This is a genomic window from Streptomyces sp. NPDC001549 (assembly GCF_042894025.1).
Lineage (GTDB): Bacteria > Actinomycetota > Actinomycetes > Streptomycetales > Streptomycetaceae > Streptomyces > Streptomyces kutzneri.
Map to the genome: position 1 here is coordinate 83,399 of NZ_JBIAVJ010000027.1, position 16,669 is coordinate 100,067.

The window sequence follows — 16,669 nt, forward strand, 5'->3', positions numbered from 1 at the left end:
GTGGGCGGTGGCAGGCGGAGATCTCCGATGCCGGGCGCTTCTACCTCCAGCACGGCCATCACCCGGACCGGCCCGAACCCGTGCCTCGAAGATCCCGGACGACAGCGGCTGGCGCGCCCCAAGAATCTGAGCCTCCCGAGACCAAGACCCCAGCCGAACCGAGTCCTCGTGTTAAGCATGCGCCCAAGGTTCCGCAGCCCTCCCCAACGGACATCGGCGCGGCCTTGATCGCGGAGGTGCAGCAGGCTGGGCGCTTCCCGTGCATCCCGGATCCGAGTTCAAGGTCTCCAGTCGCCGAGTGGATGGGCCACAAAAGCCTTGACATCATCTTCAAGATCTACCGCCACCTCATGCCACGCTCCATCGGCAAGGTTGCGAAAATCCTCGACGTCGGACTCGCCGCACGTTTTCCCGCCAGGCCAGCCACGGCCTGGCCGCGGCGACCGCCCGCTCGGTCCGCAGCCACCCATGCCGGGTTCGCAGGGCGTGGGGGTGACCTCGCCGAGCGCGCCGAGGGCGGGTCGAGCAGCCCAGCGCCCGGGCATCCCGCACACCCAGACGGCCGTCAATATTCGCCGGCGACTCACCTCACCCTCTCGATTTGCTCATCGGTGTCAGGCCGAGAGGTGAAAGAGCAGCTCAGCGCCAGTCGTGGTGGGTCCCAGGGTGACCATCCACGATCGGCGTAGTGTTTTCGACATGGACGTCAGCGTCGACGCTCTTCTCTCCATGGCCGCCGGGCGGCTCAGAGGGCGGGCATCCGGGCTGGTGGATCAGTTGGTGCAGATCTACCACGATGAGATCCCCGAGTTCTGGAAGGACGAGGACCTGGCCAATCCACTGCTGGCAAGCATCACCGAAGAGCTCTCCGCCGTGCTGTACGCCCTCGAGGCAGGGATCAGTCTGAATGCCGTTGAAATACCGGCCTCTGCTGCGAGTCATTCGCGTGGCTTCGCGCAGCGCGGCCGGCCTCTCAGTGCCCTGCTCCGGTCCTACCGGCTGGCACAGAACTGCATGCTCAAGTGGATGCTGGAAGAACTTCGGCGGCTGACCAGCGATGTCGAGTTGCTCAACGCTGCAACCGTCAGACTCATCACACTCTCGTTCGAATACGTCGATCGTGCGGCAGAACAACACGTAGCCGCCTATCAGCAGGAGCGGGACCGCTGGCTGCAGCGACGACTGTTCGTGGTCAACGAAGCCAGCATGCGCATCGGAACCACGCTCGACATCACTCGAACCGGTCAGGAGCTCGCAGAGGTCGGCATCGAACACATCGCGGACCTGGTCACCGTCGACCTGCTCGACCCCGTACTCCAGGGGCAGAATGTAGAGAGAGCGACAGCGCCGGTCGTCCTGCGCAGGGTGGCCCAGCAGTCCATTCTGGAGGGCTGCCCAGAAGCAATGGTGGGTATTCAGCAGACACTTGCCTACCCCGAGGAATCTGCGGTTGCTCGTGCGCTGGTCAGCGGGCAGGCCTCCCGGCACCGCATCGAGTCCGATCACGCCCCGGGCCGGGTGGCGGCGGACCCGGCGCGAGTGGAGACCCTCAACACGTATCGCATCCACTCGGAGCTGGTGGTACCGCTACGAGCACGTGGCACCACACTGGGCGTGGCACAGTTCTTCCGGCACCACACGGTGACCCCCTTCACCGACGATGATCTGCTCCTTGCCCAAGAGATCGCCGCCAGAGCAGCCGTGTACATCGACAACGCCCGTCGCTACACCCATGAACGTTCCATCGCGCTCACCCTGCAGCGCAGCCTGCTCCCGCAGCGCCTCACAGAGACTTCCGCGGTAGAGGTCGCGGCCCGATACCTGCCTGCGGGATCCCACGCGGGAGTCGGCGGCGACTGGTACGACGTGATCCCGCTGTCCGGTGGTCGCGTCGCCCTCGTGGTGGGCGACGTCGTCGGTCACGGCCTCGCCGCCTCTGCCACCATGGGGCGGCTTCGGACAGCCGTCCGCGCCCTTGCCGATGTCGATGTGAGACCCGACGAACTCCTCACACGTTTGGACGACGTGGTCATCCGCCTGCGGCATGAAGAGTCCCCGGTCACCGAGGAGACCATCGCCACCTGCCTGTACGCGGTCTACGACCCGGTCTCCTGCCAATGCTCGCTCGCCAGCGCCGGGCACGTGCTGCCCGCCTTCGTCGCTCCGGACGGGGTGGTCGACTTCCCCGACATGCCCATCGGTCCCCCGTTGGGTCTCGGTGGACTTCCCTTCGAGACAGCCGAGTTCGAACTGCAAGAGGGCAGTCTGCTGGCCTTGTACACCGACGGTCTCATCGAGGCCCCTGCACGGGACATCGACATCGAGCTCGGCCTCATGCGCGACGTGCTCTCACGGCTCTCCACCTCGTCCATCGAGGAGACGTGCGACACCCTGTTGGCCACCTTGCTGTCCGGCCGTCCCACTGACGACGTCGCCTTGCTCCTGGCCCGGACCCGTGTGTTCAACGCCGACCAGGTCGCCGCTTGGGACATCCCGGCTGATCCTGCAGCGGTCAGCGATGCCCGCCGGTACGCGTCCGACCAACTGACGGCATGGGGGCTGGACCATGCCATCTTCACGACAGAACTCGTGGTGAGCGAGCTGGTCACCAATGCCATCCGTTACGGCGGTAGCCCGATTCAGCTGCGCCTCATCCGGCAGGCCACCCTCATCTGCGAAGTCTCCGACGCCAGTAACACCGCCCCGCACCTTCGTCGCGCGCGCATGTCCGACGAGGGTGGCCGCGGACTGCTTCTGGTAGCCCAGCTCACCGAGAGGTGGGGCACCCGGTTTACGGGCTCCGGAAAGATCATCTGGGCAGAACAGCCGCTTCGGGAAGCCGAATCCCCGCCGGAATCGGCCATGGGCTTCGTACTTGACTTGGAAGCACTGGCCCACCTGGACCGCGAACCCTGATCAGGGAATCGCGAAGGTCGTCGGAGCATTCACCTGAATTCCGAGCCGACTCTGTCGCACCATATGCGCGGCGGTGGACACAGTCTCCAGTGACGGGCCTGCGGCATCCAGCACTCCGCCGACGGCCAGGGACCCCGTCCGGTCCACACCAGCCCATCGCGATCGTGTGTTTGCGTGGGCACGGGCACACCCACATCGGATGCGGTTGGGCCCGCGCAGCGCGCTTTCCGGCCCACGTAGACCGCCCATCGGCGCCATGGTTGCCTGCTTCCATCCCACTCGAAGACACCATGGAGAAAGTAATGGCAGTGCCTCACCCTGAATGGCCCAGAGGGCGATCTCTGAGACAACCACGCCGTGCAGGAATTCAGTTCATCGCCGTAAACACGCTCCTGCTCATCTTCAATCTGCTGCTCGGTCTACTCGCTTCGCGCGCGCTTACCGCACGAGTATTCGGTGAGGTCACTCTGGGTCTGGCGCTTCTCGGCGCTCAAGTCCCGGCCATTGTTTGGACCGCTGCGCGTTACAGCAGAGCGGTAGCGCGCGAGCAGGAGAACCTGGCGTGATGTCTGTGCGCGGCCTCGCTGCAGCAGTGCCCGTGGCGAGCCACACTCGCGGTGTCCTGCTCGTCGCCTTTCTCGCATTCCTCGTGGTCATGCTGTTGCTCTGCCTCATGGTCGGTCCGGAGAAGGACCAAATAGACGCCTACTACGGTGGTGGCCGCAGGATTGGGCTCCTCGGCAATGCGCTTGCTCTGGCCGGTGTATGCATCCCGGCGGGAACGGTCCTGGGTACGACGGGCACCGTCGCGCTGTTCGGCTATGACGGCATCTTCATCTCGCTCAGCACTCTGCTCAGCCTCGGGGTGCTCCTGCTGCTGGTGAACCCGCTCCGCCGGCGCGGCCGGTTCACAATCGGAGACGTCCTTGCACACCGAGCTGCAGGGCCTGCGGTGCGTATTGCATCTGGCGTGGTCGCCATCGCTGTGTGTCTCCCGCTGCTCATGTTCGAACTCGCCAGCGTCGGTGTGTCCGTGGCCCTGCTGCTGGGTCTGACCGGCAGCTCGGCTCAGCAGGTCATCACTGTCATGATTGGTCTCCTGATCATCTCTGCCACGGTCTTCGGGGGCATGCGCTGCACAAGCGCGCTGCAGATCATCAAGAACATCGTGCTGTTCTCGGCCTGTGCGGTGGTCGCGATGCTCGTCATGAGTAAATTCAGTTGGAGTGTCGATTTGTTGCTGGATTCTGCCAGCCGCAACAGCGCCCGACCGGCCGGATACTTTAGTCAGGGCCTGAGCAAGCAACCGGACGTATCCAATGCCGCCGCCGATCTGGACTTCGTGGGTCTGGTACTCACGATCATCCTTGGCGTGGCTTCTATGCCTCATGTGATCATGCGCGTCAATACCCTTCCTGCTCTCTCCTCGGCAACGACCGCCGTACGTCACGTGATCAACATCGTCGCAGCGTTCGTCCTGACCGCCATTGTGATAGGCCTCGGCTCTGCCGCGCTTGTCGGCAGCCGCTCGATCGTCTCCGTCGATCCGGGTGGCACGAGCGCCCTGATGCTCCTCGCCGGCAGTCTTGCGGGAGGAACGTCCACGACAGGTGGTACCTGGCTCTTCGTCCTCGTGGCCTGCGCAGTGTTCGCCACCATCCTGGCCACCACAGCAAGCGTCACGCTTGCCGCGGCGGCTGCGGTGGCACACGACATTTATGCGCAGGTGCTGCACGGGGGTGCGGAGGAAGAGGTCGAGGTATCCGCCGCACGCTGGGCAGCTGCGGGCCTGGGTGCGCTGGGTGTCGTCCTCGCTGTTTCCGTGCAGGGCTGGAACATTCAGTTCCTCACAACCCTCGCCCTGTCCATCTCGGCCTCCAGCGTGCTGCCAGCCCTGGTGTACTCACTGTTTTGGAACAGCTACACCCGCACGGGGCTCTTGTGGACTCTGTACGGGGGTCTGGCTTGCTCAGCGGCGCTCCAGGCACTGTCCCCCGCCTTCACAGGCAGACCCGATGCCCTTTTCCCCGACTGGGACATGAACTGGTATCCGCTGCAGAGCGTCGCCCTGGTCTCAGTGCCGGTCGGCTTCCTGCTCGGCTGGGTGACCAGCCGCTACGGAAATCCGGAGAAGGCCACAAGGCTCCGCCTGAACATGCCGAAGCGGCTGAACAGCCAGATGGGTGGTTCGCTGGGGCCCGCGTCCCAGGTGCCCGAAACCACGGGGGACCTCTTTCACAGACCAGGCCCGATGTGACGGAGTCGTACCTTCCGGAACCACAGGCGATGATGACCGGAGCGCGGAGGAGACGGCACGGTGTACGTCGCGGGGCGGCTGGTGGGCCGCGAGGGCGAGACGGCGGCAATGGCGCAACTGGCGGCAGCCGCGAGGGCGGGCGCGGGGCAGACGGCATTCGTCGTCGGTGAGGCCGGCCTGGGCAAGACGGCCCTGCTGGAACTGACCGCGGGGACCGCCGGATCGCTGGGCATGCGGGTACTTCACGGGGCGGCGCCGGAGGTGGAACAGCAACGCCCGTTCGCGGTGATCTCGGCCTGCCTGAGGGTGGATTCGAAGCCGCCCCATCCCTCGACAGCGCGGGCCGCCGAGATCCAACAGGGCGAGGGTCGCTACGGAACGCCGGCCTTGTTGGCCGGCCTGTGTGGCGGTGCGCCCGGTCCCCGGCTGTGCCGGATGGCCGAGGGTGCGGCAGGAAACCCCTTGTACGTCATGGAGCTGGCCACTGCCCTGCTGCGTGAGGACGCGATCGAGCTCCGTGACGGCCTCGCCGAGGTTCCCGTGGACCGCCCTTTACCGTCGTTGACCAAACTGATCGCACACCGGCTGCGGTATCTGCGCGATGAGGTACTGCAGGCGCTTCGCGTCGCCTCGGTGCTGGGATCCGGCTGTACGGTCACCGATCTCGCGGCGGTCCTCGACCGACCGACAGACAACCTGCTCAGTATCGTCGCGAAGTCCGAAGGTGCCGGAGTTCTGCAGGACACCGGTGATCGACTGGTCTTCCGTCACGACCTCATCCGGCATGCCCTGTACGACGCCGTGTCAGGTTCGACCCGCGCCATGCTGCACTTGAGGACGGCGCAAGCCCTTGCCAGGGACGGCGCGCCACCCGAACGGGTCGCCGAGCATCTGCTGGTCGCGGCACCGGCGGCCGGAGATTTCCTCGTCGACTGGCTCTTGGAATCGGCTGTCCGCATCACTTCCCGCGCACCCTCCATGGCTCGCCTTCTCTTCGACCGGGCACTGGCCCTCACCGACTCCGTCGATCCGCGCCGTGATCAACTCCAGCTGCACCGCGCCGTCGCCCAACTCGCCTCCGGCCGCTTGGCCGAAGCGGAGGAGACCGCCCGCTGCGCACTGGCCACGACCTGTGGACCGGGGTGGGAAGGCCCACTGCGCTGGATTGTCGTCCACGCATCATTCGCTCGCGGTGAGCCCCACCTCGCGCTCGTCGAGACCTATGCCGCGTGCAGCAGCCCAGGCGTATCTGCGCTTGAGGCCGTGCAGTTCCGAGCGTTCAGCGCACTGTGCCTGTTCGCACTGGGCAGACTGCCTGAGGCCGGCGCGGTCGCAACCGCCATCCGGCGTGCGGCCGAAACAATGGACGATGACGCGGCCTTGGCCCATGCCCTGCACGTACTGGCGGCGAAACGACTCCTCGAAGCGCCTGACACCGAAGCCCTGGAACTTGCCCGGCACGCCGCCCGACTCACGCCGGAGACGACGCATCCAGCACAGCGGATCGCGCTCCAACTCACCTTGGCCAACGGCTACATGGGTCCGGACCGCAGCCACGAAGCGCAGCGAGCCCTCGCAGCCGTCCACGAGTCTGTGGAACACACAGGGGGCTTCTTTCTCCCCTGCTACCACCTCTCCTGCGCCCTCCTCGCGTTCCACGCCGACCGCTGGGACGACGCCCTCCGCGAAGTCAAGGCCGGGCTCCACGCCGGCGAGCACGTCGCGATGTGCCGGGCACTGCGGGCGGTGGCAGCGCTGATCTCGGTACACCGCGGACGACAGATCTGCGCCGAGACTCCTCCGAACGCCGAGGCCGCGCCGACCAACAGCACTACGCTCGACGGGTTCTACGCGTACAAGCCGCTGTCTGCCGACGCTCTCGCAGACGAGGCCCAGGGCCGTCCCGAAAGCGCCTACGCCAGACTTGCCGTCGCACTCGACTGCGGAGTGGGTCACCTGATGGGCCACCTGATCCTCTGCTCCCTGACACCCGATCTCGTCCGGTTGGCCCTGGCCCATGACGACACCACGAACGCACGGCGCTACGCCGATGCCGCCCGGAGACGGCCGACCACAGCGGTACCCCCTACCACCTTGGTGATGCCCACCGGTGCAACGGGCTACTGGCCGGGACCCGGATCTGCTTCTGGAAGCGGCTCGCCGTTACCAGAAGGCGCCGAGACCGCTGAGCGAGGCACACGCCTACACCGACGCGGCGGAACTACTGGCACAGCGGGGACGGCCGGACCAAGCCCGCGCGCTGCTCGACCGGGCGTTGGAGATCTACACCCGACTGGACGCTCAGTGGAACGCGGGCTGCGCCTTGTCCCGCCTGCGCGCCCACGCGGTCCACCGAGGCGCGCGGAAACCACGGAGCGCCGCCCGCCACGGGTGGGAGGCCCTCACGGATTCCGAACTCGTTGTAGCCGGCCATGTCGCCGCCGGTCGCTCCAACCCCGAGATCGCCACCCGTAAGTACATCTCGCGGCGCACCGTCGGGTCGCATGTGTCCCACGCTCTCCGAAAGCTGGGGATGACCTCACGTGTCGAGCTCGCCACCGAAGTCATCCGCCGGGAGACCCCGGACGGGCCACCCCCTCAGGGCTGACCACAGGTCATCACGTTCCGGCGCCCGGTGGTCGTGGACTATCCGTCAGATGACGGATGTTTCGCCCGGCAGCCCACATCTACGTTGGCAGTCCCACGGCGGACCGGGCGAACGCGGTGAACGGGGTGCACCGGTGCCCGGCCAAGGCTTCGGCCTGGAGACGGCGTCGCGGATACCGCTTGGGGCCACCTGACCCGGCCCCGAGCAGCGCTTACGGAATGAGGAAACGGGAACCATGACCGTTGGAATGATCCCCCACAGCCCAGGGCCGCGTACGACTGCCGCGGTGCTGGCGGTCCCGGTTGCGGCGCTGGGATTCGTGTTATCGCCGCTCACCACGTCGGCCGCCCACGCGGGCGTCGGAAGCACCGGCGCAGAGATCCCTGTTCGCATATCCGCGTCGGGGGGAACCAGCGACCTCGCACTCCGCCGGAACTACGCGTACGCCGACGGGACGGTCTACGACCTTGCGAAGGTCAGCGACTCAACAGATCAGCAATTCAAAATCGAGCCCAACGACGACGGAACCTTCCGCTTGGTCAACGGCACTTCCAACCAGTGCGTCGATGTGTCCACCGGTACCTACGCCGGTGACCTCAGCGAGTCGAACTGCAGTGGTGCCGATGAGCAGAAGTGGTACGTCCAGCCGGTCAGCGACGCATGGGGCGACGGGGGGAACTATCTGATCCGCCACGTCGGCGACAACAGATGCATCGTGCCCACCACCGACGTGAGCGCATTCGCCACAGCTGGAGTCCGCGACTGCAGCCGCGGCAACACGGCACAGAACTGGAAACTCTCCTATGGAGGGTCCGAGAGCGCCCAACTGCGCACACTGGCCACCAAGTACGCCCTGAAGCAGTTCGACGCCAAGTCCGATGTCATCTCGACGGCCGACTACAAGGTGGACGACAGCACGACGGCGACCCTCGGCGACTTCCGGAACGTGACGCCCGACGGCGGGCGGGTGGTGAACGGCACCAGCGAAAACATCGACAAGCAGATGAATTGGAGTCAGACCACCGGCTACACCTACACCGCGGGGGGATCCGTCACCACCACAGCAGGTGTCTCTTTCGGCAAGGACGGGGCCGTGCAGGGAAAGATCGACGTCGCGATTCAGGGGAACTGGTCCAACAGCTGGCGGACGGACAACACGCAGGGGGGATCCGTCACCATCCACATCAAGCCCAACCAGTACGGCTGGTTCCTGCGGGCCCAGCTCACGAAGAAGGTGACCGGCACGTGGACGATCACCAATGACCTGGGGAATTCATGGACAGGTGTCGGCAGCGCCACCGTACCTGCCAAGGAGGGGACCGACTCCAAGGGCAGCGACATGATCGGGTGCAGTTCTGACACCACCCTGCAGGTCTGCAAGGACCACGATCCCGGGCGCGCGTAGCACAGTTGCCGCCCCGCGAAAGGCCCGCCGCTCCCCTCGGCGGGCCTTTCGCGTCCCCGGCCCCGGCTCTGCGCAGGCACGTGCGTTCGCTGGTGGTCGTGACGATGGACGGCCGAGTCATCACCGTGCGAGACCACGCGGACGGCTGCTCCGGACATCACCTCGGCCAAGGGCCGCAACCGTTCAGGAGCCGGTCCGGAAGCGGCAGGGGGGAGTGTGCGACCAAGGGGTCCGTGCCGGCCTATCCCCTGGGTGGCATGAGGGGAGGCAGGTCAGCCAGGGGCGGGTGTTGCCCGTACTGATAGGCGTCCACTGCGAGGGAGAGTTCAACCACGTCGCGAGGGCGGGTGGTTGACCGGCCGGTCAGGTGCTCGATCCTGCGGAGCCGGTTGAGGACCGTGTTGCGGTGGCAGAACAGCCGGGCCCCGACACGCTGTGGGGAGCCTCCGCAGTCCAGCCACGCGGCGAGGGTGGCAAGCAGCACTTCGCGTTCGCCTCTTGGCCTGTTCAGCACGGGCTGGAGTACGGACCGGGCGATCCGGGATGCGAGATCGGGCCGCCCCAGGACGAAAGCGGTGGGCAATCGCGCGTCCAGGCGACTGACCTCTCCAGGGCGCCGGCAGGTGGCAAGTGCGAGCTCGGCCAAAGCTCGGGCGGTGCCGATCTGTCCGAGCCCTTGCACGACCGGTCCCAGTCCTACCTGGCCGTCCGGGACGGCGATGGAGGCGTCCGGCAGCTCGTCCAGATCTCTGTTGCCCATGCAGAGCAGCATGGCCTCTTCACCTGCACGGCGGTGGCCGAGAACTGAGACCCCCTCCCCTTTCCGTCCCAGCCTCAGCGTCAGCACGGGCTCGGGCTCGGGGTAGGCAGTGGGTCTTCGGATGCAGGCCACGGCGAACCGGTCTGCGGCTCGCAGCCCCAGGGCCATGCCCGCGGCGGCGAGCTCCGGTTGATCGGGACGTCCGTACAGAAGCGAGTCGAGCAGCCGCCAGTTGCGGTGGATCCGGTCCACGGCGAGCTCGCCTTGGACCTGTCGGTAGGCATCAGCAACCACCTGTGTGATTCGGTCGACCAGCTGCCACACCTTCTCGGCAACATCGACGAGCAGGAACACATCGCCTGGCTGTTGTTCGATGACGAGGTCCACGAATCCGCTCCACAGCGCTCCGCCGCCGATCCGGTACGCCTGCAACAGTGCCTCGAGCGGCGAGCCTTGATCGGCTCCCCGCGCGCCCAGATGCCAGGCGTTGTGCTCGAAGTCGTCCGTGCGGTCCAGGTCCTGCAGTGCGGCGAGGCCCAGACACAGGCAACTGTGCACTGTCTCGCGAAGATCAGCCGGGGCTTGAGAGGCCCGGTAGAACGGCACGTCGGCCAGGATGTCGGTCACCACACGGTCGGTCAGCGTGCCGAGGGCTGTGCTGCTGAGCAATGCCGCGGACCGCTGCATCAGTGCTGAGGCCCGAGCACTCCCCCGGCCCGCGCCACCCGGCCGGACAACCGGATCCTCCAACATAAAGATCTCCACGGGACTGCATGTTCAAGAAGTCGGCTGTCACAGGTCCTGCATGAGGTCGCGAGGGACCGTGTTGCGAGAACTGCCCTGGCTTGTGGTGCGTACAAGGTCTCGTGAAGCAGACAGCCCCGACGCATCGGCTGCGAGGCCGAGGCCAGGCTGCCGCAAGCAGGGAAGCGAAGCTGCCGGCAGACGGAATCGACGGCGCGCGGCCCACCCGGCGGTCTTGGTCTCGCTCGCTGAATGCGCACCCAGCACGGGAAGCGACAACCAGCCCTTCCTCCCCTCACGGTCATCGCCGACGTCGCCCATGATGGCACGCGAGGCGCTAAATGCACCACTGGTGCCACCAGCGGTGTACAGTTTTCATCGGGTAGTCCCCTGTCCGCGTGTGGGAGACGTCCGCGGCAGCGGAAGGGCTTGCGTGGCACCGTCCCGGGAGCCGGCCCTCCGGGAGGGCCCTGCCGTGCGGCCGTACGGCTCGGGAGTAGGGCTGCGGTCGGCAGACGAAATGCGTCTCCGCGCGTGGGGTGTCACGGCGGCGATGGTGCGGACACGAGCGGGACCGCCATGGGCCGCTGCCGCCAAGGCCGCCGACCTCTTCGCAATGCCGGGCGCGCGAGCGCGACGCCGAGGGACCCCGGTTACCCAACTGAGGATCGAAGGAGACAGGTGATGACAGATATGCCGGGATGGCTGCTGAACGCGGCAGCGGTGGCGGGAGTGGGTGCCGGCGCAGCATGGCTGTGGCGCAACCAAGGGCAGCTGGCGACACGGCGGCCGCTCAGCGAATGGACCTTCACCCACATGGACACGGTGATGCCCAACGAGAGCGTGCCGCGCGGCGGTCCGGTGCTCCCGCTGCCCGGCCGGCCGGGACCGCTCGACGTGTCCTACACGTTCGAGGGCCACGAGCGGACCCTGGATGACCTGCACCGGAACACGAACACCACCTCCTTCCTCGTCCTGCGCGGCGGCGAACTGGTCCACGAGGCGTACCCGGGCCGGTTCGCCGGGCCCGGGGTGCGATTCCAGCTGTTCTCGCTGACCAAGTCGGTGACGTCGGTGCTGGTGGGCATCGCCATCGCGGAGGGCGCGATCAAGAGCGTCACCGATCCGGTGACGGGCTATCTGCCCGACCTGGCGGGCACCGCCTACGACGGGCCGACGGTCGAGCACCTGCTCGACATGTGCAGCGGTGCGGGCGACCTGGAGGTGCATACCGTCCCCGGCAACAACATCAGCCGCTTCGAGAGGGCGATCGGAGGCACAGGCACGGTGGACGAAGTGGTCCGCTCGGTGGAGCGCACCGCGGAACCCGGCACGCGGTTCAACTACTCGACGATCGACACCCAGGTCCTGGGCTGGGTGCTGGAGTCGGCGACCGGTCTGAGCCTGGCGCGGTTCGCCGCCGAACGGCTGTGGAACCGGATCGGCCCGGAGCACGACGCGTACTACTTCCTCACCCGCGGCCGGCCACGCACCGCGATCGGCGGAGGCTCGTTGAACGCCACCACCCGGGACATGGCCAGGCTGGGCCTGCTGATGGCCCGCGGCGGCGAGCTCGGCGGCCGCCGGATCCTGCCCGAGCAGTGGGTGGAGCGGGGCCGGGGCCGGAGCCTGGCGCACCTGGCGGTCGGCGAGCTGGGCCCCAGCGGCTATCCGCACTACGGCTACGGCAACCAGTGGTGGACGCTGGGAGGGGCACGTCGGGCATTCACCGGGCTGGGGATCTTCGGCCAGTACCTGTACGTCGACCCGGAGGCGGATCTGGTGATCGTCAAGACCAGCGCCTGGCCGACCGCCGACGACCCGGCACGCGACCGGGAAACCATCACCGCCTTCCTCGCGATCACCCGCCAGATCGCCCGCTCGGGAGCCCTGTGACCGGCCCACTATGATGATCGCCATGACGGATAGCGGGAACCAGCCGGCGGCGACGGGCACAGCGCGGCGGGGCCGCCCCAATGCCCCCTTCCTCAGCGTCGCCCTGATCCTCGACACCGCCATGGCCATCATCGAGCGCGACGGCCCCGACGCTCTCACCTTCCGCCGCCTGGGCACCGAGCTGGGCGCCGACCACAGCTCGGTGCTCCGCCGCTTCGGCAGCAAGGACGATCTGCTGCTCGCCCTGGCGGCCCGCCTGATGGAAGAGGCCCTGGAGGGCTTCGCCCCTGAACCGGACTGGCGGCGGACCCTGGCCTCGCTCGCACGCCGGACCCGCGCCGCGTGCCGGGCGCATCCGGGTGTCGCCGTCCTGGTGGCGGCGCGCACCTCGCGCCGGGCCGCGGAGTTCCAGGGCGCCGACATCGTGATCGGCGCCCTGCTGGAGGCGGGGCTGCGGGGGCGCGAGGCAGCCTCGTACTACCGCGCGTTGGTGGATACCGCGCTGGCGCTCTCGATCTACGAGGCCTCGGTCAGCTTGCTGGACGAACAGGCTCGCGAGGGCGACCACCAGGCCTGGCAGCGTGAGTACCTGGCCGCGTCGCCGAAGAAGTACCCGCGCCTGGCCTCCGTGGCGCACCACCTCGCCGATATCGAGGCCGAGGACCAGTTCGAGACGACCATCGGCCTATTCATCGATGCGGTCGAGGCGCGGGCCCGGCGCGCCCGCGACCGCGACGACGCCTGACAGGACGGCGCCGACCGGTGCCCCGTCGCTGATCCGGGCCATACGAAGCACCGGGGCGGCCGCGGCGCAGGTAGCCGCCGCGAGCGCGGCGCCGAGTCCGGCGGGCCCTGCGGCGTCCAGCAGGGCCCCGACCGCGAGAGGCCCCAGCCCTGCTCCCACCATGACCGCACCGCTCAGCGCCACCGCCCACCTCCCGCTCGCGTCGATCTCGGCCGCCGCGGCCAGCGCCAGCGCCAGTACCGCCAGGTAGCAGCACTGCCACACCACCATCGCCACCGCGTACGCAGCCGCGGACCCCGTCCACACGACCGCGCACTTGGCGACCGCGCCCAGCGCCAGGCACCCGGCCAGCGCGGGCATCCGCCCGAAACGGCGTGCGGCCAGCGAACCGGTCACGATTCCCCCCAACGCGCAGATACCCGCGGCCGCGAGAGTGACGGACACCGCCGAGGACGACATACGGGCATGTTCCTGGCCGAACACCGCCGCGTACGACCACGTGCCCTGATCGGTGGCCAGGAGCAGCGTCACCGCCGCGAGCAGCGGTACTCCCGGGACGCCCGCCCGCCCAGCGTCCCCAGAATCCGCGGCGCCCGCGGCGCACTGCCCGGACTTCTCCGGAAGCCGGCCGACCAGGACGTACGCGGGCACGCAGCACACCGCCACCACCGCGAACCCCGCGCCGGTTCCCAGCCCGGCGTCCACAGCCGGAACAACCACCAACAGCACCGCACAGGCAACAGTGCTCCCGAGCACGGCCACTCTCGATGCCCGGTCGGCGTCACCCGTCGCCGCCAGACCCGCGGCAGATGCGGCGAACACCGCCCCCAGCCCGGCTCCCGCCAGCACGTTCGCCGCCGTCAGCAGCACGAAACCGGGCGCCAGCGCAGCACCGGCGAATCCCGCCGCGGCCACCACAAGACCGCCACGGGCCATCCGCGCCCGCCCCGGCAGAGCAGCCCGCCGAGCCATCAACAGTGTCACCGCCGCCGTGGTCAGCAGCTGAGCCGCGGCCACCACTCCCGACGCCGCACCGGACAGGCCGAACCGCAGCGCATAGCCGGACAGCAGCACCGGCATCAGGTTGCCGCCGATACTCCCGAGCGCCATACCCGCGATCAGCGCCGCCGACGTCCCCGCAGCCGAAACGGCCCCACCGCCACCCCGCCTCACTGCCCGCCGCCAACGATGAAGAAGGCAGCAGGCGCGTGCACACCACGGTCCGCCCGACAGACCCATCGGAACACTTCACACATCGGCCACCTCACAGATCCCTGGGTGGCGCCACACATTAATGCACCACTGGTGTCAACATTGGTGCAACGATACCTCCGGCAGGCGACGGGCAACAGTCGAGCGTCTCACCCGGTCCCCCTCCCTCGTCGGGCCCTCCACCTCGACCACGCCCCCTATGCCCGGCCCCAGCCGGTCACAGCCCTCACCACCGTCCCGGTCCCGGCCGCCTGTTTTCACGTCGCGGGGTGCCACGCCCAGACGCACTACCGACTGGCGGTGCCCCGACGGTGCCGGCGGCCTCGCTCCAGAGCCAGAGCGAAAGATCGCCAACGCGGCGATACCGGGCACACCAGCAGACGAAGAATCTGCTGGTGTCCTACTCCCCGAAGAAGCTGGGCTTCTTCCAGCCCGCACGCAGGAAGGCGCCTGACCTGGGCTTTTGCCCCGCAGGCGCCCTCTTTGACCACTGGAGCGCACCGTTCACGGCAGCGCTTGAAATGTACTGCTCCTCCCAGTTCCTCCCATCCATATCCCACCTCTGACCAGCTGTTCCGGGCCATACACGGGCCAGATCCTGGATCAGTCCGCAGTGCCGGCGTCCGCGCTCCGACGGCTCCACTCTTGCATCGACTCCTCGATGAGGCGGTTGGAATGTTCCTGCAGGCCGTCCAGGAACTTGGCGTAGCACTGGAACAGGACCTGGATGCTCTGGCCGGCCCGGCGGGCGCATTCGGCCGGGTCCACGCCGGAGTGCAGCCAGAACGAGATACCGGCGTGGCGAAGGTCGTAGGGCCGCCGGGGGTGCCTTGCCCGGAAGCGCGCACCCCCTGTGTCTGCGTCGGCTATACCGGAGCGGAACCGGACCTCCGGCGTAAGGCCGACCTCCTTGATCCACGGACTGATCACGCTTTCGGGAAGGTCCGACGCGCCAGCGACAATGACGCCGAGCCAGCCCTGCGCGACGCGCTTCTCGATGGCGTCGAGGGGCAGAACCTCCGCTCCTCCGCTCGTCGAGAAGACGATGTAGAGCTGACCTGCGGCGTACGAGAAGTTCCGCAGCGCTCGCAAATGAGCAGGGGTAACGGGCTGGCGGTCGAAGACAGCGGTGTCGTCGAGAACCCCGGGCCGGACAGAGTCCGGCTGCCCTTGGCCCGCTTCAGTAGCCACAGCTTCGGAACCGCCCGGCTCGCACGCAAGGCTGCCCGAGGGGTCCAGGAGTCTGTCGGCGACGAGGGCCGGAACTCTCAGCGTCAGCGTGCGCCGACCCCAGTCGGCGGTCACGGTCCACGTCACCACCACGCCAAGGGTCCACCGATCGAGGCCTTCCGGGACGCCGGGCGCACCTCCGCGCGAAGGCTCCTCCGTGGCCTCCGGCAAGCGCGCCGTGACCCACACCGTCGGTGTCGAATCCGTCGCCGCAGCGCCGGCGCGGGCTTCGTCCTCCCAGGACTGGATCAGGCGGGCGGCTCCTTCCAGAGCTTCCGCGTGCCCCTTCTTGTCGGGCCGGATGCCGTGCACGAGGTCATAGCGGCTGACCGACCGTGATTCAGGTCCTTCCCAGCCCCGCTCCGCCGAGTACTGCCAGCTGCGCCATAGTGCGTTCAGGCCTGTGGAGATCCGGCTGCTGTCGCCGAGCACCGCGAAGGCAGGATCGTCGGTCGGCAGCGAGGGCTTCTCCAGCGTCGCCGCCGGAGCGGCTACGACGAGACCCGCCGGCTCCACGAAGAGGGCCGCCTGCGCCCGCGAAACCTCGAGGTAGCTCTCCTTCGCCGACACTTTCGGCCGAGCCCAGTCCGTCAGCCAAGGAAAGTGGGCGGTGGCTGCCTGCGCTCGGTGAAGGCTCCCCGCGGCATGACGCCAGCGAAACAAGACCCGCTCCTGCAGCTCGTCGCTGATGGAGCAACCCCGCTCCGCCGAGCGCCCCCATGAAGATGCCCAACCCGGACGTCGGCCGGACCCTCGGCCCCCAGTCCGCGCAACCCGAACCGAACCTGTCCGCCACGTCCGCGTTGAATGGGACCTCGGTCGTCGTCACATTGTTCGTGCGGAGCTGGCCGCATTCCCTGCGGACATGCAGTCTGGCGTTCTTGCCCTTCGCCGAG

The 16,669-nt window shown here is 67.9% G+C and carries 11 protein-coding genes; 6 read left to right on the forward strand and 5 right to left on the reverse strand.

Annotated elements, in window-relative coordinates; all coding sequences use genetic code 11:
- Nucleotides 1–699: 699 nt before the first annotated feature.
- Together ACFY04_RS34130 and ACFY04_RS34135 are read left to right on the forward strand one after the other, a co-directional pair.
- Nucleotides 700–2,916 (forward strand): SpoIIE family protein phosphatase, encoded by a 2,217-nt coding sequence (locus tag ACFY04_RS34130; RefSeq protein WP_389122928.1) that lies wholly within the window; start codon nt 700–702, stop codon nt 2,914–2,916.
- 565 nt (nt 2,917–3,481) lie between these two features.
- Nucleotides 3,482–5,173 carry a cation acetate symporter gene (locus tag ACFY04_RS34135; RefSeq protein ID WP_389123052.1) on the forward strand — a complete coding sequence of 564 codons (1,692 nt, stop codon included), beginning with the start codon at nt 3,482–3,484 and terminating at the stop codon, nt 5,171–5,173.
- 552 nt (nt 5,174–5,725) lie between these two features.
- Here ACFY04_RS34135 and ACFY04_RS34140 read toward each other — a convergent pair.
- Nucleotides 5,726–5,944, reverse strand: coding sequence for a hypothetical protein (locus tag ACFY04_RS34140; RefSeq protein ID WP_389122931.1), 219 nt, complete (start codon nt 5,942–5,944; stop codon nt 5,726–5,728).
- 408 nt (nt 5,945–6,352) lie between these two features.
- Entirely contained in the window at nt 6,353–6,892 is a 540-nt protein-coding gene (locus ACFY04_RS34145) for a hypothetical protein (RefSeq protein ID WP_389122934.1), read from the reverse strand.
- Between the two features lie 391 nt (nt 6,893–7,283).
- Between ACFY04_RS34145 and ACFY04_RS34150 the strand changes: the two genes are divergently transcribed.
- Together ACFY04_RS34150 and ACFY04_RS34155 are read left to right on the forward strand one after the other, a co-directional pair.
- On the forward strand, nt 7,284–7,781 hold the full coding sequence (locus tag ACFY04_RS34150) for a response regulator transcription factor (protein ID WP_389122937.1): 498 nt from the start codon (nt 7,284–7,286) through the stop codon (nt 7,779–7,781).
- Between the two features lie 235 nt (nt 7,782–8,016).
- Nucleotides 8,017–9,186 (forward strand): RICIN domain-containing protein, encoded by a 1,170-nt coding sequence (locus tag ACFY04_RS34155; RefSeq protein WP_389122940.1) that lies wholly within the window; start codon nt 8,017–8,019, stop codon nt 9,184–9,186.
- Nucleotides 9,187–9,427: 241 nt separating this feature from the next.
- Here ACFY04_RS34155 and ACFY04_RS34160 read toward each other — a convergent pair whose 3' ends face one another.
- Entirely contained in the window at nt 9,428–10,711 is a 1,284-nt protein-coding gene (locus ACFY04_RS34160; protein ID WP_389122943.1) for a PucR family transcriptional regulator, read from the reverse strand.
- 663 nt (nt 10,712–11,374) lie between these two features.
- On the opposite strand from ACFY04_RS34160, the gene ACFY04_RS34165 reads away from it, so the two are divergent.
- Nucleotides 11,375–12,586, forward strand: coding sequence for a serine hydrolase domain-containing protein (locus ACFY04_RS34165; RefSeq protein ID WP_389122946.1), 1,212 nt, complete (start codon nt 11,375–11,377; stop codon nt 12,584–12,586).
- Between the two features lie 22 nt (nt 12,587–12,608).
- The gene (locus tag ACFY04_RS34170; protein ID WP_389122949.1) at nt 12,609–13,331 is read left to right on the forward strand and encodes a TetR/AcrR family transcriptional regulator; all 723 of its coding nucleotides are present in this window, start codon (nt 12,609–12,611) and stop codon (nt 13,329–13,331) included.
- Here the strand turns inward: ACFY04_RS34170 and ACFY04_RS34175 are convergent.
- Together ACFY04_RS34175 and ACFY04_RS34180 are read right to left on the reverse strand one after the other, a co-directional pair.
- Complete coding sequence (locus tag ACFY04_RS34175; protein WP_389122952.1) at nt 13,272–14,441, reverse strand: MFS transporter; 1,170 nt, start codon at nt 14,439–14,441, stop codon at nt 13,272–13,274. The genes ACFY04_RS34170 and ACFY04_RS34175 overlap by 60 nt on opposite strands.
- 705 nt (nt 14,442–15,146) lie before the next feature.
- Nucleotides 15,147–16,343, reverse strand: a complete 1,197-nt coding sequence (locus ACFY04_RS34180) for a hypothetical protein (protein WP_389122955.1) — start codon at nt 16,341–16,343, stop codon at nt 15,147–15,149.
- Nucleotides 16,344–16,669: the final 326 nt, after the last annotated feature.

Excerpts from the sequence above, each read along its gene's own strand:
- ACFY04_RS34130 (WP_389122928.1), top strand. The coding sequence starts at position 700 with ATGGACGTCAGCGTCGACGCTCTTCTCTCCATGGCCGCCGGGCGGCTC.
- ACFY04_RS34135 (WP_389123052.1), top strand. The coding sequence starts at position 3,482 with ATGTCTGTGCGCGGCCTCGCTGCAGCAGTGCCCGTGGCGAGCCACACT.
- ACFY04_RS34155 (WP_389122940.1), top strand. The coding sequence starts at position 8,017 with ATGACCGTTGGAATGATCCCCCACAGCCCAGGGCCGCGTACGACTGCC.
- ACFY04_RS34165 (WP_389122946.1), top strand. The coding sequence starts at position 11,375 with ATGACAGATATGCCGGGATGGCTGCTGAACGCGGCAGCGGTGGCGGGA.
- ACFY04_RS34170 (WP_389122949.1), top strand. The coding sequence starts at position 12,609 with ATGACGGATAGCGGGAACCAGCCGGCGGCGACGGGCACAGCGCGGCGG.
- ACFY04_RS34175 (WP_389122952.1), bottom strand. The coding sequence starts at position 14,441 with ATGGCGCTCGGGAGTATCGGCGGCAACCTGATGCCGGTGCTGCTGTCC.